We start from the raw sequence: 18856 nt of genomic DNA, 5'->3' as shown, positions 1-18856 counted from the left end.
GTGGGGGGAGCGGTTTCGTTCGCTCTCGATGTCCCCTGTTTAGGCAACAGTCACCCATCCGGAGAACGCATGGCCAACCGCGAATGGAACCCGAAGTCCTTCTTCCGCCACCTCACCCCCGACGCCCTCGAGGTCCTGCTCGAGTGGGCCGCCGTCGAGCTCGTGCTCGATGGCCAGGGACCGGTGGGGGAGCAGGTCTATCGCGCGTGGAAAGCGCTCCCCGAGACCGAGCGGGTGGCGCTCGAGACGAAACTCCTGCCGGTCAACGATCTGTGCGGGCCTCACGCGCGCCCCTACCTCGAGCGGCTCGCCTTGCAGGTCTGGACCAACGGGCACTCTCACCTTGTCGAGGAAAGCCGCGCGTGGTCGGCGCAGGATCTCGCGGTGCGCCTGTTCGTGGCCGATGAGCCGCTCTTCCTCGAGGCGCACCAAGCCCACGTTCTCGACATGATGGAACACCTCACGGAGTTCCACGGGCGCTACGCGGTGTCGCTGAAGCCGACCGCGCAGGCCAAGGCGGACATGAAGGCAGCGATGGCGAGCCACTTCCGCGAGACCGCGTTCGGCGCACGCTGCCAGGTCGAGGATTTCGCCAACGACGAGAAGTTCGCGCTCTTCATCTACCACGAGGACGAGGTCGCCCCCTTCGATCGCTTCAACGACAAGGGCGTGGTGGAGCCGGACTGGCAGCGGCCTGTTGTGCGGCTCGCGGCTGTCTTCCAGTTCGAGACGTCGACGCTCCTCGTGAAGGCGCCGCGCGTGGCCGAGCGCGAGAAGCTGCGCGACCTGTTCGCCCAGCTCTTCATCGGTGACACGAGCTACTTCGAGGACACGACCAAGAGCCCGAAGTTCTCGTTCGACCCGCTGCGCGACGACGACTTCGACTTCCCGGTGCGCGGCTTCGACAAGATCGAGGAAGTCTCAATCGTGCGCGTGGTTGCGAAGCCGGCGAGTCGCGACGTCAAGCGCGTGACAGTGGAGATAAAGGCGGGCTTCACCGTGCTGGGCGTGCGCTTGCTCCTCGAGGAGCACGGCGTGAACCTCGCGAGCGACGAGATCCACGGCGTCCGGCTGCAGTTCCGCTTCGAGGGCAAGGGCCGTCAGAAGTACCGCACGGTCAGCCTCTTCAACCCGAACAGCTCGAACCTGAACGACACGGAGCGCGACCGCGTCATCCGTCGCTACCTGAAGGAGTGGGGCATCGATGCCAGCGGACGACGTTCTCCCCTGGACGCTGCTGCTGTCGAAGCTGCGGCTCAGTGACGACTCGCGCGTCTCGTACGCCGAGGTCATGGCCGCAGGCGCGGAGCCGGTGCTCTGCGTCCGCGAGCGCGTCCTCGAGTACGGCAAGGACGACGACTACGAGCCGCCCGGCTGCGAGCGCGGCTGCCTGCCGAACTTGAACTACGACCTCCGCGCCTCGGAGAAGCTCGTCGGGGTGGCGTGCCCCGAGGAACCGCCCTGCTGGCCGGGCTGGACCTGGGTCGAGCGCACCGAGGTCGAGGGGCTGCGGTGCCGCGCGAAGGACGTCTTTGCGAAGCTTGCCGCCCAGAACGGCCTCGCGCCGCTCACGGGCAAGGTGCCCAAGCCATTCCTCGGCGTCGGGCTCGTGCGCCGGCGTGGGCTCAACGTGGCCGTCGTCTGGCTGCGCGCACCGAAGCTCGGCTTCGAGCAGCTCTGTCGAGGCACACGCGCCGAACTGGGCGTCGACGGGATGATCGTCCTGGTGGCGAAGAAGCCCCCGACGGCGCTCACCACCGTCGATAGGATCGTCCCCTTCGAGCTCGCCCTCGACGCGCGCGGAGGCATGGACCTGGCCCGCGCCATCGACGAGCTGACGCCCGAGTACCGCACGCAGGTCATCGAGGACCCGATGCTCGACCTCGACTACGTGCGGCTCCGGCTCGCGACGCGTCCGGGCGATCGCCACGTCGTGGAGATGAACGGCCACGACTTCGGCGGTTTCCGCAAGAGCGACCTGAAGTTCCTGCGCCTGCTGCTGCTCGCGGCGGCCCGCAAGAACGGCAAGGACGACGGGTGGATCGACAAGTCGCGCCTGCGTGACGGCAGCGACAAGGACCCGGCGCTCAACGACCTGCGCGCGGACCTCGGGAAGTTCGACATCCCCGGGCTCGGCGAGGAGGAGCGCAAGGCCCTGCTCCGCGTACAGCGCGGCGAAGGCCTCGTCCGCCTCGGCATCCCGCCCGAGAACATCGAGCTCGACGAGTCGCTCGCGCAGCTCGAGTTCGTGGCCACGACCACGACGAAGAAGAAGGACGGCACGAAGGGCAAGGCGACGAAGAAGCAGGAGGAGGGCCTGCAGAACGCCTCCACCCTCCTCCGCGACTGCCGCCGCCTCGGTGCGCCTGGGGACGCCGAGGCCGTGAAGACCCCGGCTACGAGTCGTCGCGCCAGCCGTGGCGGGACTTGAGGGTCTCGCGGAGGCCGCCGCCGCCCCCTTCGTCGGGCGTCGGGAAGTCGTCGGCCGTGACGACCTTGGTCTTCGCGAGGTCGACGAGCACCGCGCGGCGGCGCCCCTCGCGGCCGTCGAACAGCACGCGCTCGCTCTCGACCAGGACGAAGCCACCTTGCTTCTTGTTCTCGAGGATGAGGCGTCGCAGCGCCTTCAGGTCGACGACCTCTCCCTCGTAGTCGATGCGCTTGCAGTGCGCGCGGAACGCGTCGTACGCGCTCTCGAGGTGGATGGCGAGGTTCCCCGCGTCGAACACGTAGTGGACGCGGTGCTTGAGGTGCCCCTGGACGGCCATCACGCCCAGCATCTCGAGGAAGTGGTCGAGCGCGTTCTTCACGCCCTGATCGGTCTCGAGGACGTCGTCGAGCACCGCGTTCACGGCGGCCTCGACGCCGAGGTCGTCGGGCAGCTCGCAGCCGCAGTGCTTGGCGAACTCCTCGAAGAGATGCACGCCGAGCAGCATCGCGGTGAGGTTCTCCGCGATGCGCACGGGCACCTTGCGTCCGTCGAGCAGCGCCTTGGCGACGCCGAGCGCCACCGCGAGGTCAGCGTCGAAGTCGCGCCCGAGGCAGAACTGGATGTACCTCGGCGCGAAGAGCACGAGGTCTACCGAGCGCAGCTCGCGGTAGGCCTGCTTGTGGCCAGTCTGCTCGTCGAGCGTGGTCTTCTCCGGGTTCGCGGCGATGATGCGCTCGAGCAGCGCGGCCTCCGTGGGGCGCGTCTCGCCAGCGACGCAGACCGGCGCCTGCAGGTGGTAGCTGTTCACCTTGAGGTCCGGGCGCCCGCGCTCCTCGGTTTCGCCCCGGTAGAGACGGCGCAGGTAGCGGTGCAGCGTGTTGAGCCGCTGCCGCTGCATGTCGTAGGGCTTGTACTCGTCGATGAAGATCGGCACCGAGCGCGTCGACGTCAGCAGCTTCAGCAGCGCGAACTCGGTCTCCGTCGCGCTGTAGGGCTCGGCGTCGCGGATACCGAACAGCGGCCACATGATGTCGATGCAGAGGCTCGACTTGCCCGAGCCCTGCGTGCCCCACACGAACAGCGTCGGGAACGCGCCCACCGCCTTCATGAAGCTCGCCTTCATCGGCGTCGCGAAGAACCAGCCGAGCACCGGGAGGATGACCTCGGGCTTGTTCACCTGCGGCAGGCAGCGGAAGACGACGGCCGCGACCTCCAGGAACGTGTCCTCGTCGCTCTTCACGTAGGAGACGCGCTTGTCGAGCGACGCGCCGCTCGGGACGTAGATGACCGGCGACGGCTCGAGGAAGCCGTCCTTGCCGATGGCGCAGTCGGGGCCGAGCCAGACGTGGTGCTCGCCCTTCTTGTACTCGCCCAGCATGTTCGAGCCCGGTCGACGAGGGACCGGTCGCCGAGCGAGCACCCGGAGCAGACCCTGGACGTTGTTGTCGCTGCCGGTCCACTGCAGGTCAGCGGATGGGAGCTGGCGAATGAGGTCGCGCTTGCTGTGGAACGCCGTGAGCGGCAGCCGCAAGCCCGGAACCTTGCCGCCCTTGTCTGTGAGCGCGTCGCCGAGAATGAGCTCGCCGTCCTCGGTGACGACGCGCATCGTCGGCTCGATGGTGAACGACGAAATGACCTTGGTCTCGCCGCGCGCGGTCATGCAGTAGTAGCAGGACGCGTCCTCGAAGATCGCGCCCTCCATCTCCTCGTCGCTGCTCTCGGGCTCGGCGCGCTCATCGTCGTCGCGCGCCGGCGCGGTAGTCACGCGGGCGACAGCCTTGCGCAGGTCCTTGGCCTTGAGCCCGAAGCGCTTCTCGACGACGCCGAGGTACTTGCTCTGCACGGATGGACCGCGGTGCGCGATGGCGTCGAGGATGGGCTTCAGGCGGTACTCGAGTTCACGCGCGGGCGTGTCGCTCGGTACAGCCTCGATGGCCTTCTCGATGTCGAAGACGACGTCGTAGAGCTCGCACCGCGCGGTCGGCTCGCGGTTCACGCGGCAGTAGCCGAGGTTCTGGAGCGAATGGCACGGCGGGGCGATCGAGCCGTCCTCGCGAGCGGTCGCGAGCACCTTCTCGTGCGCCTTCTTGATGTACGCGACACCGTCGCGGCCGCGCAGCTTGCCCAGGCCTCGCCGGTCGTCCTCGAGGACCAGCTCGGTGATCTCGTCGAGGCCCAGCCCCTTATGCGCGAAGAAGCGCACCATGTTGAAGATGGCGACGCTCCGGTCCTCGGCGCCCTGCTCCCAGAGGCGCTGGACCGGGCCGCACATCTCGACCGGGTGCTCCCAGTCGTACTCGCCCTCCGGCGTGCGCTTTGCCTTCGCGGAGCCAGGTGCCGGCGCGTTCCCAAACACCGGGAGCGTCAGGCGGGCTGCGGCGGCCGGCAGCTCGAGCGCGGGGTCGACGTCGAGGCGGGCGAGGAGGGCGGCATCTGCGACGCGCTCGAAACCGGAGAGCCCTGCGCTGACGCGGTGGGGACGGTCGCCCAGGCCGTCGCCCTTGTGGCTCACGGTGCCGATGACCTTGATGATGCGGGCGACGTCGTGGATGGAGTCGACGTGGACGGCCTCGCTCTGCACGCGCTCGCGAACCGTCGCCTCGAACGCCTTGAGCCCCGCCTGGAGCCGGTCACGGCGGTCGCCCTCCAGCGCTGTGGGCGGCAGTGCGAACCAGAGCTGCGCGCCGTTGCCGCTCATCATGAGGCGCGGGCGCACGAGCCCCTCGGCCTCGCACCACGCCGAGGCCTTCTCGGCCGCAGCGATCGCCAGCGCGAGCTCGGCGTCGGTGCTGGCGGTGTCCTTCGGGCGCACCGGATCGAGGTCGATGACCGTCGCGGTGATGACCTCGATGTCCTTGCGGCCGACGCCGGTCTTGAGCGGGCGCACGACGTTCGGCGCCGCGTCGAAGAGGCGCCTCGGGCGTGGCTGGATGCCGACGTAGACGTTGCCGGCCGCATTGGTGCGCACGCACTCGCGGACGAAGGCGTCCTCGTCGTCAAAGAAGCCGATGCCGATGATGCCGCCCGCTGGCCGGATGACGCGCACCTCGGAGACGCCGTGCGCGCCGTGGGCGAGCCAGCGCCAAGTCGACCGGATGCTGCTCTCGTCGGGAGCGAGCGCGCTCATGCGGCTCCCTTGCGCGTGCCGAGCTTCGACGCGGGCACGCCCAGGACCTCGGCGTAGAGCTTCCGCCGTTCGAGGTGGTGGCGACGTAGCAGAGGCACCTTGCGGTCGACGAAGTCGAAGAGCGCGGCGTCCGTCTTTTCGGCGTGCGGGCGCATGAGGCGGCCGAGGCGCTGCACGGTGCGCCCGCGTGCCCGGCCCGGGTACGCGAGGAACACCCGCGAGAGGCGCGGCAAGTCGAGCCCCTCGTCGGCGAGGCTGGTGGCGACGATGACGGGCAGCTTCCCGGCGCGGGCCTCATCGAGCAGCTCCTTGCGGACCGCGCGTTTCACCTCGCCGGTGAGGACGGCAGCCGCGACGCCCTGGGCGGCGATGGCGTCGGCGAGCGCGTGGAAGTGGTCGATGCGACCGGAGAGCACGAGGCAGACGTGGCCTGCGCGGGCCTCTGCGACGACCGTCTTCACGATGAGCGCGTTGCGCGCCTCGTCGCTCGCGACGGCGGCGAGCATCGGCGCGTAGTCCTCGGGGCCCGTGTAGAGAAACGAGAAGCCCGTCTCGATGCTGTGGATCTCTGGGACGGTGAGCACGCCGGCCGCCACGAGTTCTTCGTGCGTGACCGTGACGAGCCGCGCGCCGAGGAACAGGTCGAGGAGCGCGGTCAGCCCGTCCTCGCGCTCGGGCGTCGCGGTGAGCCCGAGCCGGTAGCGCGCGGGGCAGCGGTCAACGACCGAGTGAAACGTGCTCGTGGCGACGTGGTGCGCCTCGTCGAGGATGAGGAGGCCGAAGCCCGCGAGGAAGGAGTCGAGCTTCGCCGGTTCCCAGCGCACGAGGGCCTGGATGACCGCCACCGTCACGGGCGCGGGGTGCGCCTCGCCGTCGCCGATGAGGCCCGCGTCGAGGCCGAGCTTGCCCTTCAGCTCCCCGAGCCACTGCTCGGCGAGGTCGAGGGTGTGCACGAGGATGAGCGTCGGGGTTCGCAAGCGCGCGATCGCGCCCATGCCAACGCGTGTCTTGCCGCCGCCGCACGGGATGACGACCGTCCCCTGCGTGACCTTGGCGAGCTTGTCGACGGCGGTCGACTGGTAGTCGCGCAGCGGGGAGTCTCGCGCCAGTTCGAGCTTTGCCTCGGGCAGCACGCGCGCGTCGTCGCAGGCGACGATGAGCCCGTCCTGCGCGGCCGCGCGTCGGAGCGCATGGATGGCGCCGCGCGGGAGGCGCAGCTCGCCAGCTCGCTGCTCCACGAAGCACACCGTCTCGAGCTCGGCGCCGGGGTTGAGGCCGAGTCGCAGGCGATCGAGGTAGGCGGGGTTCGGGAAGGACAGCATCCGTCAAAGGCGCTCGACGACCTTCGGCGGCACCTCTCGGACGTCCAGCGTCAGCGCCGCATCAACTCGCGCGCGCATAGGCGGCCTCCTCGAGGAAGCGGGAGATGTTCTCGACGTGTCGGGTCGTGAGCATCGGCGGCAGGCTCTTGAGGAACTTCCGGCCGTAGCCCTTCTCAGCGATGCGCTTGTCGAGGATGACGGCGACACCGACGTCCGTCTTGCAGCGGATGAGGCGACCGACGCCCTGGCGCAGAGCGATGATGGCGAGCGGGACGAGGTAGTTGTCGAAAGCGCGCGGGTCGCGCTCGCAGATGGCGTCGATGACCGGGTCATCGGGCGGCGGGAACGGCAGCTTGTCGATGACGAGGCCAGTGAGCGCCTCGCCCGCGACGTCGATGCCGGTCCAGAAGCTCTCGGTGCCGAGCAGGATGGAGCCCGTGTCCTCCTTGAAGAGGCGCGTGAGCTCGGCGCGCGGGAGGCCGCCCTGGCGCAGCACGCGGTGGCGACCGCCATCGATGCGCTCGTAGACGGCGTTGAGGTTCCGGTACGACGTGAAGAGGCCGAGCGTGCGTCCATCGCAGGCCTCGACCACCTGCTGGAAGACGTGCGCGGCCGCGTCGATGAAGTCAGCGTCGCGCGGGTCTGGCAGCTTCTCCGGCACGACGAGCAGCGCCTGCGACTGGAAGTCAAACGGCGTCTCGGCGATGACCTCGAGCGCGCCTTCGGGCACGCCGAGCTCGCGGCGCACGAAGTCGAAGGTGCCGGAGGTGGTGAGCGTCGCCGACACCAGCGACACCGACGGGCAGCGCGCGAACAGCTCCTCGCGCAGCAGGTCGCTCACGTCGATGGGCTTGGCGCGCAGCTTCGCGCGGCCCTTGGAGTCCACCTCGAGCCAGTAGACCTTCTTGCCCGCGTCCGTTTGGCTGAGCCCCTCGGCGAGGCGCGCCCCGGCGATGATGGCGTTCTTTGCCACGTTGCGCGCGGTGGCGCGCTCCTTCTTCTCTGCGAGCTCGTCCTCGGCACGCGCCGTGGCGAGCGCCACGAGCTTGCCGAGGGAGCGCTGGAGGCCCGCGTCCGAGGCGAAGCCAGGAGCCTTGAGCCGCTTCTTGTAGCGGGGCGAGCGCGCGTAGTCGGCGAGCGTCGCGAAGAGGCGCTGCGCCTCCTGGCGAAGCTCCCCCGCGAGCTGCTTGTTCCCGAGGTCGGCGGCGGCCGACGCGAGCCGCCCGAGCGTGTGCTCGGAGACGGTGAAGCCGAAGAACTCGCGGGCGATCTCCGCGGCCTCGTGCGCCTCGTCGAGCACGAGCAGGTCGAAGGCGGGCAGCACGAGGTCCTGGCCCGTCGCCTCGCGCACGGCGAGGTGCGCGAAGAGCATGTGGTAGTTCGTGACGATGATGTCCGCGCCCTGCGCCGTCGCCTTGGCGCGCTCGGCGAAGCAGTCGCCACGAAACGGACACCCGTCGCCCTTGCACTCCTCGGAGCCGACCGAGAAGCGCGACCAGACCTGCGCCTGCGGGATGAAGGCCAGCTCCGAGACGTCGCCCGTCTTCGTCGCCTCGGCCCACGCGAGCACGTCGTCGACCTGCCGCTGCTGGTCGTCGTAGTAGAGGCCACGCAGCTCGCCGCGCGCCTCGCTCTCGGCCATGCGGTCGAGGCAGAGGTAGTTGTTCCGCCCCTTCAGCAGCGCGAACGTGAACGGCCAGGGCAGCACGCTCGCGAGCATCGGCAGGTCCTTGCGGACGAGCTGCTCCTGCAGCGCGATGTTCGCCGTCGCGATGACGACGCGCTTCTTGTCGTGGTGCGCGTGCCAGACGGCCGGCACCGAGTACGCGACGCTCTTGCCGGTGCCGCAGGGACCTTCGCCGAGGGTGTGGCGCCCGCCGCGCATGGCCTCGTCGACCATGCGGGCGAGCGCCACCTGGCCCTCGCGCATCTCGTAGCCGGGGAACCGCGAGGCGAAGAGCCCGCCGTCCCCGAAGACCTCGGAGAGGTAGTCATTCATGGGTGGCTCCTCGCGCCGCGGCGCTCAGGCGAACGGGTCGACCTCGGTCTCGTCAGCGGCAGGCGCGGCGGACTCCGTCTGGAGCTGCTCGACGAACGCGCGCGCCTTCTCCACCTGCGACGTCGGCAGTTCCTTGATGCGCTGGATGCCGAACTTCTGGAGGAAGCGGTCGGTGGCCTCGCGTGGGAGAGCCTTGAGCGCGGTGACGATGCCCTGCGCGACGTTCGGCGAGATGGTGCCGTCACCCTTGGCGTCGGCCTTCTTGTCGAAGCTGTCGAGCGAGCTGCCCTTGTCATCGCCCTCGCCCGAGTAGAGCTTCGCGAGGTCGTGCTGCGGCAGCGCCTGGAAGGCCTTCTGCTGCTCGGCCGAAAGCTGGTGCTCGGGCAGAATGCTGTAGGTCGTCTTCGGGTCCTTCGCGGCGCCGTGGCGCTGAATCTCGAAGGCCCACTTCTCGAGCCCGTACTTCTCGCGCACGCGGACGAGGTCCTTGAAGAACATCACGCCCTGCTCGAGGACCTTCACCTCCTTCGAGTCGAAGAGCGCGACGTTGAGCGCGACGCGCAGCGAGGGCTTGAGGCCCTGCGCCTTCAGCTTGTCGTCGAACTCGACGTACTTGCCGTCGACGAAGCAGACCTCGCGGGGGTGCGGCTCACCCAGGAAGACAACGACCGCCTTGTCGCCGTCGCCTGCGAGCTTGAGCCAGAGGCTCCCGCCCTGGTCGTGCTTCTTCGCCAGCTCTTCGGTCTGCTGCCACATGCTCGGTGCCATTGGTCACTGCTCCTTCTTCGGGTTGGGGTTGCCGCTGCTCGTCGTCCGCTCGCGCCGGTACACGGCGAAGAGCGGGGTTCCGTCGGAGGACTCGCCGGCCTCCTCGAGGTGGAAGTCCACGCCGGGGTCGACGACCTGCTCGATCTCCCAGCGGCGGAAGAGGCCCGGCAGACGCACGAAGTCGTCGTCGGTCGGGCTGGGGATGGGCTTCGCGTGGTTCATGTCGGCGGGCTCCTCCGGGTGGTTCAGCGGTTTCGTGGGGGGCAAACGCGGACCTCGCGACCGGAGTGGGACATCGATTTCGCGAGGTGCTCGCGGAGGCGACCCAGCGCGCGCTGGAAGCGCTTGCGGGCGGCGTCGTGCGAGAGCCCGAGGCGCTCGCCGGCCTCGCGCTGCGTCTCGTCCAGCACGAGCACCGCGAGCAGCAGCTCGGCGTCCTCGCGGACGATCGGCTGAAGCCAGGCGCGAAGGACCGCGAGGTCCTCGTCGAACGAGAGGCTGGGGACGACGTTGCCCGACGCCGCCCACCGCTGGAGCGACGCCCTGTCGAACCAGCTCGCGCTGAAGATGTCACCCTCGAGATCGCGCAGCGGCTCGTTCGGCTCGCCGTTGAGCTCGTGCGCGTCGTCGGCCCACGCGCGCTTGCGATGCTCCATCACGTCGCGCTCGGTGCTGCGCACCAACGTCGCTGCCACCCGGTGAACGGCATCGAGGTCGAGGCGCTCGACCAGCTCGGTGAACGCGCTGGCCAAGTCGGCGACGAGCTCGTCGAGCTCGCCGGAGAAGTGCCGGAGCCGGCGCCGGTAGATGGCGTCGAGCCCCGGCCAGAGCCCGAGCCAGAGGAGCGCGATCGCGAGCTCGTGGTGCTCGCGCCGCTGCACCAGCGTGACGAGGGTGCCGAGGATGCGGTCCTTCTCGTCAAGGTCCCCGAGCTTGCTCGTGAGGTGCGCGAAGAGCTTCTTGGGCTCGTCGAACCCCGCGAGCGCGGGGTACTGCTGCTTCGCCTGTTGAAACGCCTGGTCTGCCTGAAGAGTACGAAGGGAACGATCGAGGCCCGCGTGCAGAGCCTCCCAGCTTGCGCGCATGACGCGCCGCCTTTCCGGCGGGCGTCAGGCGCTCCTTGGGGCCGTGGTTAGGGCGTCATGCGCTCGGTGGACTTGGAGGTGAGGGACGCGGCCGCGAGCTACGCGGCGGTCGCCCTCGGGAGCGCGGACGCGGGCGACGGCGTGGTCGGCCTGCGCGACGCGAGCACGTTCAACGTGCGGCAGCGGTCGCGGTAGCAGGTGACCGACACGGTGCTGTCGCCGGTGACGACGATCTGCATGTCGCCGCGACGGATGGTGAGGCTGTCACGATCGAGCTTGGCCAGCAGGGCGCCGCAGGCCTTGCAGCGGCAGTCGGTGGTGGTGGACTGGGTCTTCATGGGCTGTCTCCTCGCGGCCCACCGGGCATCGGCGGGTACGGGAGCAGCCTCGGTGGCGAGCCCATGGGGGGATCGAGGGTGGGAATGCGCCGCGACTCCGGGATGGGTTCCCCCCTCCCCTCCTGGCGCGGCTCCTTGGCCCGGTCGGGATGGGCGCCGCCGGGACGGCGTTCGCGACGCTGGACGCGTCCCGGGTCAGTCTGTGATCCTACGTCGTCACCACCGCCTGAGGCCCCGGATGGAAGCGCGTCCTAGCAAGATCACAGAGTTTTTCGACGGCACGAAGCAGATGATGGTGCCGCTGTTCCAGCGCTCCTACGAGTGGACCACCAAGGACTGGGAGACGCTCTGGGCCGACCTCCTCGAGCAGTACGAGCGGAGCGAGGAGGACACGGTCGCCACGCACTTCACCGGCGCGATCGTGACCGCTCCCGCGCGCTCGGTGCCCGTCGGCGTGTCGAAGTTCCTGGTCATCGACGGCCAGCAGCGCCTCACGACGATCGCGGTGCTCATCTGCGCCATTCGAGCGTTCCTCGACCCGGAGTCGAAGGAGTACCGGCGACTGACGAAGCTCCTCATCAACGAGGACTACGACGAGCTCGACTACTTCAAGCTCCTGCCGACGCAGCCGGACCGCCCTGCCTTCCAGTCGCTCGTCAGCGCGAAGCCCCAGCCCGGCACGCGCTTCACGGAGGCGTTGGAGTTCTTCAAGAAGAAGATCGCGGGCACGGACTCCGACGGCGAGAAGCTCGACCTCGACCGGCTCACTAACGCCATCCAGAACCGGCTCACCGTCGTCGCGATCCACCTCGGCGACACGGACGACCCGTACCTCATCTTCGAGAGCCTGAACGCCAAGGGCGCTCCGCTCACCCAAGCCGACCTCATTCGGAACTACCTGCTCCTGCGCCTGCACTCGAACGCGCAGCAGAAGTCCTACGAGGAGGCGTGGCTCCCGATGCAGGCGCTGCTGCCCGGCGAGCACCTCACCGAGTTCATGAGGCAGTTCCTCATGATGACCGGCGAGGAGGTCGCGAAGTCGGCGATCTACAGCGTCCTCAAGAAGCGGCTGCTCTCGGTCTCGGACGCCTCCATCGCCGCCGAGTTGCAGCGCATGCAGCAGGCCTCGCTGCTCTACGCCGAGATCGTTGGACTCAAGAAGCCGATCGACGAGAACATTGCCACGGGGCTCGGTCGGCTGCGGCGCTGGGAGATCGCGACCGCCAACCCCTTCATCCTGAAGCTCCTCGAGGCGAAGTCGAAGGGCATCGTCTCGGCGGTGGACGTCGCGAAGTGTCTCGCGACGATCGAGTCCTTCGCGGTGCGCCGCACGGTCTGCGGCGTCCCGACGAACCAACTCAAGCGCATCTTCCTCTCAATCGCGAAGGAGATGCCCAACGCCGACATCCCCGCCTGGCTCAGCAAGACGCTCGCGGCGGGAACGAGCGGGCGGCGCTGGCCGAAGGACGAGGAGTTCAAGGAGTCGCTCCTCCGCTACCGCGCGTATGCGCAGCCGATCGACCGCTGCAAGTTTCTGCTCGAGACGCTCGAGGAGCACCACGGCCACAAGGAGCCCGCGACCTTCGAGAGCGCGACGATCGAGCACGTGATGCCGCAGACGCTGAACGCCGAGTGGCGGACGATGCTCGGCGCTGGCGCCGACGACATCCACGAGAAGTGGCTCGACCTCCTCGGGAACCTCACGCTCACGGGCTACAACAGCGAGCTCTCGAACGACCCGTTCCCGAAGAAGAAGGCGCTCCTCAGCGACAGCCACTTCGAGATGAACAAGTGGATCGCGGCGCGCGAGCGGTGGACCGAGACAGAGTTGCGCGAGCGGACGGATCTGGTCTTCATGAAGGCGAAGGCTATCTGGCCGCGCCCTGAGTGATGGCGTGGGTCGCGGGCGTCGATGGGTGTAAGACGGGCTGGGTCGTCGTGCTGAACGACCTGGCGCTCAACACCCGCGTCGCGCGCGTCGTGCCCGACTTCGCGGCGGTGCTCGCGCTGCCGGAAGCGCCGTCGGTGATCGCCGTCGACATCCCCATCGGCCTCCTCGACATCGCGGTGGCCGGCGGACGAGCATGCGAAGTCGACGCGCGGCAGCTCCTCGGATCGCGAGCATCGAGCGTCTTCTCGGCTCCGACCCGCAGCGCCGTCGCGGCGTGTCGCGCCGGCGGCGACTACGCGACGGTGTCGAGCGCCAACAGAGGGAGCAACCCAGGCGCGCCCGGCCTGTCCCAGCAGGCCTTCGCCATCGTGCCCAAGATCGACCAGGTCGACGCCGCGCTCACCCCGAAGCACCAGCAGGTAGTACGCGAAGTCCATCCCGAGCTGTCCTTCGCCGAAGCGAACGGCGGCAAGCCGATGGTTCACTCCAAGAAGCGCAAGGCCGGGCGGATTGAACGTGAACGCCTGCTGGCGCGCCTTGGGCTCGCCACCCCCCTGAAGCTCCTGGGGCCGCGTCTCCCGGTGGGCGTGAAGGCCGACGACCTGCTTGACGCGTGCATCGCGTGCTGGTCCGCCGCCCGCATCGCATCGGGCGTGGCCGCTGTCATCCCTGCGTCGCCGCCGGTCGACACGCGTGGGCTGCGGATGGAGCTCTGGCGCTGAGCGTCGCCGGCCCCTCCGCGCCTCCCCGAAGATCGTCACACGTCACAGCTCGCTGCTCGAAGCTGAAGGCGTCGGGACGGACTTCGCGCCTGGGACTGGTGGACAGCAGGTGGACAGGCCCGGACACGTCGCTGTCCAGCCGTTTCTCTTCTCTTCTTCAGTGGTTACGTAGCTCTTCTCCCTGTGGACAGCTTCGTTCGAGTAGCTCTACTCAGAACGACTTCGCGATTTCTCGGGGGGCGCCTTCGAGCCTTCGGCGCTTCGAAGAAGGTCCCGCGCAGCGCATGTGCTGCTACCCACCGGACGGCGTCCGCTGTCCAAGTCGCGCCAAGCACCTGTCATTGCTGGAGAAAGCGGTGGACAGGTACGGCGTTGGTCAGCCGAGGCCCTGTCCTGGGGTCCCGGGCGCGAACGCCGTCCCGGTCACAGCCTGCGAGGTCGCTGTCCCGTTCCATCGTTCAGGGTCGCTTTTCCCCACCCATGAACGACACCGCCACCGACCACGACGCCTCGAACGCCCCGCTCCCGTTCCCGACGAAGGAGGAGCGCGACGCGCTCATCCTCGAGTTCCAGCGCCTCGCGGCGCGGCTCACGCAGGCCGGGCTCATCTCGCGCGTCTCCTCGGACCGCCTGATGCGCTCGATGAACCGCGAGCGCCGGTACGCCGAGGACGAGCGGCACGCGCTCCCCGAGCTGGTGCTCAACATCCTGCTCGGCATCGAGGAGGGCACGCTGAAGGAGCGCGAGCACTTCATGCGGCTGAAGGACGAGCACATCGCAGTCCACCTCGCGTCGGCGGGACCCGCGCTGTTCAAGGCCGGACGCGGACGGCTCACGCAGGCTGAAGCCCGGAGTCTCTTTCACTTCGGGTGGCTGCACTTCCGCAACGTCGTCGTTGCCCGCTCCGAGCGCGCGCGCTTCGGCCCCGAGGAGGACCGCCGCCGCGTCGTCGTCCTCCATGTCCCCTCCGCGTACGAATTCGTCGGCGCCCGTCCGAAGCCTGTCCCATATCGCTGAGCGAGTCCGCGTTTCCCCACCCACCGACGCCGCTCGAAGGCGCCGGCCAGGAACGCGATGGCTCTCAGGGACCTCATCAGACCAGCACCGCCGCCGCCCACGCCGGCCGCCGAACGTCCGCCCGGCATCACCTGCGAGAAGTACACGCGGGGCGAGGGCAAGCGCTGCCTCCACTTCCAACAGGGCGGCACGTGCCTCCTGCCGGACGAGTTCGTCTGCACCGAGTGGCAGAAGCACAACGGGCCCAACAAGCGCACGCTCCCAGTCGTCGCGCCCGCGCCCGTCCTCGAGGAGCCCCCCGCCCCGAAGCCGGTGGCGCGCGACCTGTTCGGCAACCCGTTGCCCGAGGTCGCCACGCCCGCACCGGCGCCGAAGGCGTCGCCGCCCGCACCGATGACGGTTGCTCCGAGGTCCGACGCCGACGCGACGCCCGCCGTCGACGTCGACCAGCTCCGCGGCTTCACCACCGACAACATCGAGTCGTTCAAGGCGCTCGGGGTCGAGGTGCTCCTGCGCTCGGAGACGTACGGCGACGTCTGGCTGGTGCCCGCTTACACGGGCCGGGACCGCAAGGAGATCACACCCGAACACGCCGCGACGCTCGCGCGCGTCATGAGCGTGTTCCCGGGCTCGCACATCGTCTCGTTCGAGAAGATCGAGAAGACCAACCCCAACAACCCTGAGCGCCCAGAGCGCCCTTCGAGGCGCTCATGACCAACGCACCGTTCAAGAACCAGCACCTCTCGTACTCGCGGCTTACGCGATTCGAGCAGTGCCCCCTCAGCTACCGCCTGCACTACATCGAGAAGAAGCAGGCCGAGCCCGGGCTGGCGCTCCGCTTCGGCAAGACCATCCACGCCGTCCTCGAGCGGCTGATGAAGGAGGTGCTCGACGACGAGCGCTCGGGCCCGCTCTCCGAGGAGCGCGCCATCGAGCTCTATCGCGAGGCGTGGAGCGCCGAGCAGCTCACCGGCATGGACGTGTTCGCCGAGGGGCTGCGCATCCTGCGCGACTTCATCCGCGACCAGGGCGTCGTCGACCACCGCGACGTCCTCGCCATCGAGAAGGAGTTCCGGCTGCCGGTGGGGCCGTTCACGGTCCTCGGCTTCATCGACCGCGTCGACTGGGTCGATGACGAGACCGTCGAGGTCATCGACTACAAGACCAACCACCAGCTCTTCACGCGCGACGAGGTCGACACCTCGCTGCAGCTCTCGCTCTACCACGTGGCCGCGCAGCGCCTCTGGCCCTGGGCGAAGAAGGTGAAGTTGACGTTCTGGATGCTGCGCCACGGCGTCCGGCAGGAGACGACGCGCACCGAGGAGCAACTCGCCGACGAGCTCGCCTACGTCGAGACGCTCGGACGGCAGACCGAGACCGCGACGGAGTACCCGGCGCGCCTCAACGCCAACTGCACCTACTGCGACCATCGCAAGCAGTGCCCGGCGTACGCCGACGCGCTCAAGGGCAAGCGCGAGTTCCTCTGCGAGGACCTCGCGGACCTCGAGGCCGTCGCGCGCGAGCGCGAGGAGGTCGCCCGCCTCGCCAAGGTGCTCTACGCGCGGAAGGAGGAGCTGGAGGACATCCTCAAGGCGCACCTGACGGAGCAGGACGAGCTCGTCCTCGGCGGCGTCCGCTACCGGATGTTCACCACGACGAGCCTCGACTACCCGCTCGATCCGACGCTCTCGCTGCTTTCCGAGGCCACGGGGCTCTCGCGCGACGAGGTGCTCGGCAAGCTCGGGACCATCGACAAGAAGGCGCTCGACGCGCTCCTCAAGTCGCTGGGCAAAAAGCTCGACAAGCCCCGCGTCTCGCTGCTCAAGGCCGAGCTCGACGCGCACGCCAACAAGAAGGTCTCGCCGCGCTTCTGGGCGAAGGAGGTGGCGTGATGCTGCTCCCGCCGCCCCTCGACCCGGCGTCGGCAGACGCCGCGCCCATCATCCCTCGCTACGTTCCGCGCCTGGAGCGCCGGGCGCCGAAGACGACCGTCGCCTTCGTCGACCTTGAGACGACGGGGCTCGATCCGTCGCGCCACGACATCGTCGAGATCGGCGTCGTCCGCGTCGACGCGCGCACCCTGGAGGTGCTCGACGAGTACGAGACGCTCGTCGCGCCCGAGCGCCTCGGAGACGCCGAACTCGAGGCGCTGGCCATCAACGGCTTCTCGACGGCCGCGTGGGAGCACGCGCTCCCTCTCCGCGAGGCGCTGCTCGAAGTGGCGCCGCTCCTCGACGGAGCCCTCATCGCCGGCCACAACGTCGGCTTCGACTGGGCCTTCCTCGATGCTGGCTTCCGACGCGCCGGTCTCGCCCTGCCGAACGTCGACTACCACCGGCTCGACACGGCGAGCCTCGCGTGGCCGCTCGTCGTCACGGGCGAGCTGCCGTCGACGTCGCTCGACCCGCTGGCGAAGCTGCTGGGCCTCGAGCGTCCGCACCCGCACCGCGCGCTCGCCGATGCGCGCTGCGCGCTCGAGGTCGCCCGACGGCTGGTGGAGCGCATGCGCGCGGGCGGACTCATCACCGGGCTCCCGGCGGATGAGCGGCAGATCTGCGACGCGCTCCTCGGTCGTCTCGCGCAAGGCCGACGTCAGTACGGTCCGTGGCGCCTCGACGACGGGCGCGACTACCCGAGCGAGGCCTACGCCGAGGTGCTCGACGGGCTGCACTACACGACCGCAGAGCTGGTGCGCCATCGTCGGCTCGAGGCCGGTCGCCGGCGACGCGTCTACGTCTGCCACCCGTTCGCCTCCGACCCTGCCGGCAACATCGAGCGGGTCCGCGCGATCAGTCAATTCCTCCTCGACGACGGCGTGCTCCCCATCGCGCCGCACCTCTACCTGTCGCAGCTCGTTGACGAGGCCACGGGTCGAGAGCAGGCGCTCGCGCTCTGCCTCGAACTGCTCGCCACTTGCGACGAGGTTCGCATCTTCGGCGAGCTCGTCACCGAAGGGATGGAGCGCGAGCTGCGTGAGGCGAAGCGGCTCGGCATCCCCGCGCGCTTCGTTCGGGAGGTGCGGGCATGAGCGGCGCGCACTCTCGGCGGAAGGGCGCCGGCTTCGAGCGCGAGCTCGTCCAGCGCTTCCGCGAGGCCATGCCGGACGCGCAGGTCCGCCGCGGCCTTCAGTTCCGCACGGGCGAGGAGACGCCCGACGTCGACTGCCCGGTGTTCTGGCCCGAGGCCAAGCGGGGCAAGCAGCCCAACGTCCGAGCCGCGCTTCGCCAGGCCACGGACGCGGCCCCGCCCGGACGCATCCCGATCGCCATCATCCGCGACGACCGCGCCGAGCCGTTCGTCGCGCTGAGCCTCGACGACTTCCTCGAGTTCGTCGCCGAGTGGTGGGCCCGGAGGGACAAGTGAAGAGCGCCCTCCGCACGGTCATCGAGCGGCTGCGCCGAGAGGCGCTCGTCGCTCCTCGGCGCGTCTTCGAGGCGGGCCGCATGAGGCAGGCCGCGCTCGAGGCGCACCCCGACGTGGCCTCGGTGCTCCTCGCGCTCGACGACGACGCGGAGAGCACCTACCCGGCACGGGAGGCGATAACGCGGGCGCTCATCGGCGAGCACCGTGCGAGCAGTGCCGCGCTCTGGGCGTCGATGCTGCTCGTCGCTTTCTCGCCGATGCTGGTGCGTCTGCGGAACCGCCTCGTCAGCGATACGGTCCCGGGCAACGAGCTCGACCAGCTCGTGGTCACGTCGTTCCTCGCGGCGCTGACGGAGCTGCCGCTCTCCGAGCGCACGGATCGCGTGGCGATGCGACTGCGTCAGCGGACCGAGCGCCAGGTGTTCGCGTTCCTTCGCAAGGAGCGCGATCACCGGCACCCGAGCCTCGACGTCGAGGCGGTGGCCGAGGCCGATCCCGAGGCACTCGCCCCGCGCCGGGCCTCGACCGACGAGAAGCTCTACGACCTCGCGCTGCTCCTTCAGCGCGCCGTCGAGGAGGGCATCTCGCCGAGCGGGCTCGACGTCGTCGAGGCGACGGTGCTCCGGCGCGAGCTGCTGCGTAGCTATGTCGAGCGCCTGGGACCCGATGACGACCTCGAGCGCGAGCGCATGTACCAGCGGCTGAAGCGCCAGCGGTCGCGGGCGCTGCGACGCCTGAAGACGCTGCTCGGGGCCTCGTCCCCGCTGCTGCTCGCGAGCGGCTTCTGAGGAGC

At 69.3% G+C, this 18856-nt stretch carries 17 protein-coding genes; 10 read left to right on the top strand and 7 right to left on the bottom strand.

All coding sequences use genetic code 11. The features are described from left to right. Positions 1-69 precede the first annotated feature (69 nt). Positions 70-1263 (top strand): hypothetical protein, encoded by a 1194-nt coding sequence (locus KYK13_RS09870; protein ID WP_223643822.1) that lies wholly within the window; start codon positions 70-72, stop codon positions 1261-1263. After that, on the top strand, positions 1205-2431 hold the full coding sequence (locus KYK13_RS09865) for a hypothetical protein (RefSeq protein ID WP_223643821.1): 1227 nt from the start codon (positions 1205-1207) through the stop codon (positions 2429-2431). The genes KYK13_RS09870 and KYK13_RS09865 overlap by 59 nt, the downstream gene beginning before the upstream one ends. Here the strand turns inward: KYK13_RS09865 and KYK13_RS09860 are convergent. The 7 genes from KYK13_RS09860 to KYK13_RS09830 all read right to left on the bottom strand — a co-directional run bounded on the left by KYK13_RS09860 (position 2397) and on the right by KYK13_RS09830 (position 11070). Beyond that, positions 2397-5558 carry a hypothetical protein gene (locus tag KYK13_RS09860; protein WP_223643820.1) on the bottom strand — a complete coding sequence of 1054 codons (3162 nt, stop codon included), beginning with the start codon at positions 5556-5558 and terminating at the stop codon, positions 2397-2399. The two genes, KYK13_RS09865 and KYK13_RS09860, sit on opposite strands and share 35 nt — an antisense overlap. After that, on the bottom strand, positions 5555-6880 hold the full coding sequence (locus KYK13_RS09855) for a DEAD/DEAH box helicase (RefSeq protein ID WP_223643819.1): 1326 nt from the start codon (positions 6878-6880) through the stop codon (positions 5555-5557). The genes KYK13_RS09860 and KYK13_RS09855 overlap by 4 nt, the downstream gene beginning before the upstream one ends. A gap of 61 nt (positions 6881-6941) precedes the next feature. Then, positions 6942-8879, bottom strand: coding sequence for an ATP-dependent DNA helicase (locus KYK13_RS09850; protein WP_223643818.1), 1938 nt, complete (start codon positions 8877-8879; stop codon positions 6942-6944). Between the two features lie 24 nt (positions 8880-8903). After that, positions 8904-9647, bottom strand: coding sequence for a hypothetical protein (locus KYK13_RS09845; protein WP_223643817.1), 744 nt, complete (start codon positions 9645-9647; stop codon positions 8904-8906). Between the two features lie 3 nt (positions 9648-9650). Beyond that, positions 9651-9869 (bottom strand): hypothetical protein, encoded by a 219-nt coding sequence (locus KYK13_RS09840; protein WP_223643816.1) that lies wholly within the window; start codon positions 9867-9869, stop codon positions 9651-9653. Positions 9870-9892: 23 nt separating this feature from the next. Next, entirely contained in the window at positions 9893-10732 is an 840-nt protein-coding gene (locus KYK13_RS09835) for a sigma-70 family RNA polymerase sigma factor (RefSeq protein WP_223643815.1), read from the bottom strand. 98 nt (positions 10733-10830) lie between these two features. After that, the gene (locus KYK13_RS09830) at positions 10831-11070 is read right to left on the bottom strand and encodes a hypothetical protein (protein WP_223643814.1); all 240 of its coding nucleotides are present in this window, start codon (positions 11068-11070) and stop codon (positions 10831-10833) included. A 238-nt stretch (positions 11071-11308) separates the two neighbouring features. On the opposite strand from KYK13_RS09830, the gene KYK13_RS09825 reads away from it, so the two are divergent. The 8 genes from KYK13_RS09825 to KYK13_RS09790 all read left to right on the top strand — a co-directional run bounded on the left by KYK13_RS09825 (position 11309) and on the right by KYK13_RS09790 (position 18851). Then, on the top strand, positions 11309-12961 hold the full coding sequence (locus KYK13_RS09825; RefSeq protein ID WP_169847374.1) for a DUF262 domain-containing protein: 1653 nt from the start codon (positions 11309-11311) through the stop codon (positions 12959-12961). Then, positions 12961-13683: a DUF429 domain-containing protein gene (locus tag KYK13_RS09820; RefSeq protein ID WP_223643813.1), complete on the top strand. Its 723-nt coding sequence runs from the start codon at positions 12961-12963 to the stop codon at positions 13681-13683. Before KYK13_RS09825 ends, KYK13_RS09820 begins: the two co-directional genes overlap by 1 nt. 480 nt (positions 13684-14163) lie before the next feature. After that, on the top strand, positions 14164-14700 hold the full coding sequence (locus KYK13_RS09815) for a hypothetical protein (protein WP_223643812.1): 537 nt from the start codon (positions 14164-14166) through the stop codon (positions 14698-14700). A 57-nt stretch (positions 14701-14757) separates the two neighbouring features. After that, a complete protein-coding gene (locus KYK13_RS09810) occupies positions 14758-15414 on the top strand; it encodes a hypothetical protein (protein WP_223643811.1) in 657 nt (218 codons plus the stop codon). Further along, positions 15411-16592 (top strand): PD-(D/E)XK nuclease family protein, encoded by a 1182-nt coding sequence (locus KYK13_RS09805; RefSeq protein ID WP_223643810.1) that lies wholly within the window; start codon positions 15411-15413, stop codon positions 16590-16592. The genes KYK13_RS09810 and KYK13_RS09805 overlap by 4 nt, the downstream gene beginning before the upstream one ends. Beyond that, positions 16592-17728, top strand: coding sequence for a 3'-5' exonuclease (locus KYK13_RS09800; protein ID WP_223646575.1), 1137 nt, complete (start codon positions 16592-16594; stop codon positions 17726-17728). Before KYK13_RS09805 ends, KYK13_RS09800 begins: the two co-directional genes overlap by 1 nt. Next, positions 17725-18063 carry a hypothetical protein gene (locus KYK13_RS09795; protein ID WP_223643809.1) on the top strand — a complete coding sequence of 113 codons (339 nt, stop codon included), beginning with the start codon at positions 17725-17727 and terminating at the stop codon, positions 18061-18063. Before KYK13_RS09800 ends, KYK13_RS09795 begins: the two co-directional genes overlap by 4 nt. Then, the gene (locus KYK13_RS09790; protein WP_223643808.1) at positions 18060-18851 is read left to right on the top strand and encodes a hypothetical protein; all 792 of its coding nucleotides are present in this window, start codon (positions 18060-18062) and stop codon (positions 18849-18851) included. The genes KYK13_RS09795 and KYK13_RS09790 overlap by 4 nt, the downstream gene beginning before the upstream one ends. The last annotated feature ends 5 nt before the right edge of the window (positions 18852-18856 follow it).

Origin of the sequence: Corallococcus sp. EGB (assembly GCF_019968905.1) — a bacterium.
Lineage (GTDB): Bacteria > Myxococcota > Myxococcia > Myxococcales > Myxococcaceae > Corallococcus.
Note: the sequence above shows the minus strand (reverse complement) of the source record. Positions and strands in the feature narration are given on the sequence as shown.

What these genes read in the sequence shown, in the direction of transcription:
- KYK13_RS09840 (WP_223643816.1), bottom strand. Translation starts at nt 9,869, where the DNA reads ATGAACCACGCGAAGCCCATCCCCAGCCCGACCGACGACGACTTCGTG.
- KYK13_RS09805 (WP_223643810.1), top strand. Translation starts at nt 15,411, where the DNA reads ATGACCAACGCACCGTTCAAGAACCAGCACCTCTCGTACTCGCGGCTT.
- KYK13_RS09810 (WP_223643811.1), top strand. Translation starts at nt 14,758, where the DNA reads ATGGCTCTCAGGGACCTCATCAGACCAGCACCGCCGCCGCCCACGCCG.
- KYK13_RS09860 (WP_223643820.1), bottom strand. Translation starts at nt 5,558, where the DNA reads ATGAGCGCGCTCGCTCCCGACGAGAGCAGCATCCGGTCGACTTGGCGC.
- KYK13_RS09830 (WP_223643814.1), bottom strand. Translation starts at nt 11,070, where the DNA reads ATGAAGACCCAGTCCACCACCACCGACTGCCGCTGCAAGGCCTGCGGC.
- KYK13_RS09855 (WP_223643819.1), bottom strand. Translation starts at nt 6,880, where the DNA reads ATGCTGTCCTTCCCGAACCCCGCCTACCTCGATCGCCTGCGACTCGGC.
- KYK13_RS09870 (WP_223643822.1), top strand. Translation starts at nt 70, where the DNA reads ATGGCCAACCGCGAATGGAACCCGAAGTCCTTCTTCCGCCACCTCACC.
- KYK13_RS09835 (WP_223643815.1), bottom strand. Translation starts at nt 10,732, where the DNA reads ATGCGCGCAAGCTGGGAGGCTCTGCACGCGGGCCTCGATCGTTCCCTT.
- KYK13_RS09865 (WP_223643821.1), top strand. Translation starts at nt 1,205, where the DNA reads ATGCCAGCGGACGACGTTCTCCCCTGGACGCTGCTGCTGTCGAAGCTG.
- KYK13_RS09800 (WP_223646575.1), top strand. Translation starts at nt 16,592, where the DNA reads ATGCTGCTCCCGCCGCCCCTCGACCCGGCGTCGGCAGACGCCGCGCCC.
- KYK13_RS09795 (WP_223643809.1), top strand. Translation starts at nt 17,725, where the DNA reads ATGAGCGGCGCGCACTCTCGGCGGAAGGGCGCCGGCTTCGAGCGCGAG.
- KYK13_RS09825 (WP_169847374.1), top strand. Translation starts at nt 11,309, where the DNA reads ATGGAAGCGCGTCCTAGCAAGATCACAGAGTTTTTCGACGGCACGAAG.
- KYK13_RS09820 (WP_223643813.1), top strand. Translation starts at nt 12,961, where the DNA reads ATGGCGTGGGTCGCGGGCGTCGATGGGTGTAAGACGGGCTGGGTCGTC.
- KYK13_RS09850 (WP_223643818.1), bottom strand. Translation starts at nt 8,879, where the DNA reads ATGAATGACTACCTCTCCGAGGTCTTCGGGGACGGCGGGCTCTTCGCC.
- KYK13_RS09815 (WP_223643812.1), top strand. Translation starts at nt 14,164, where the DNA reads ATGAACGACACCGCCACCGACCACGACGCCTCGAACGCCCCGCTCCCG.
- KYK13_RS09845 (WP_223643817.1), bottom strand. Translation starts at nt 9,647, where the DNA reads ATGGCACCGAGCATGTGGCAGCAGACCGAAGAGCTGGCGAAGAAGCAC.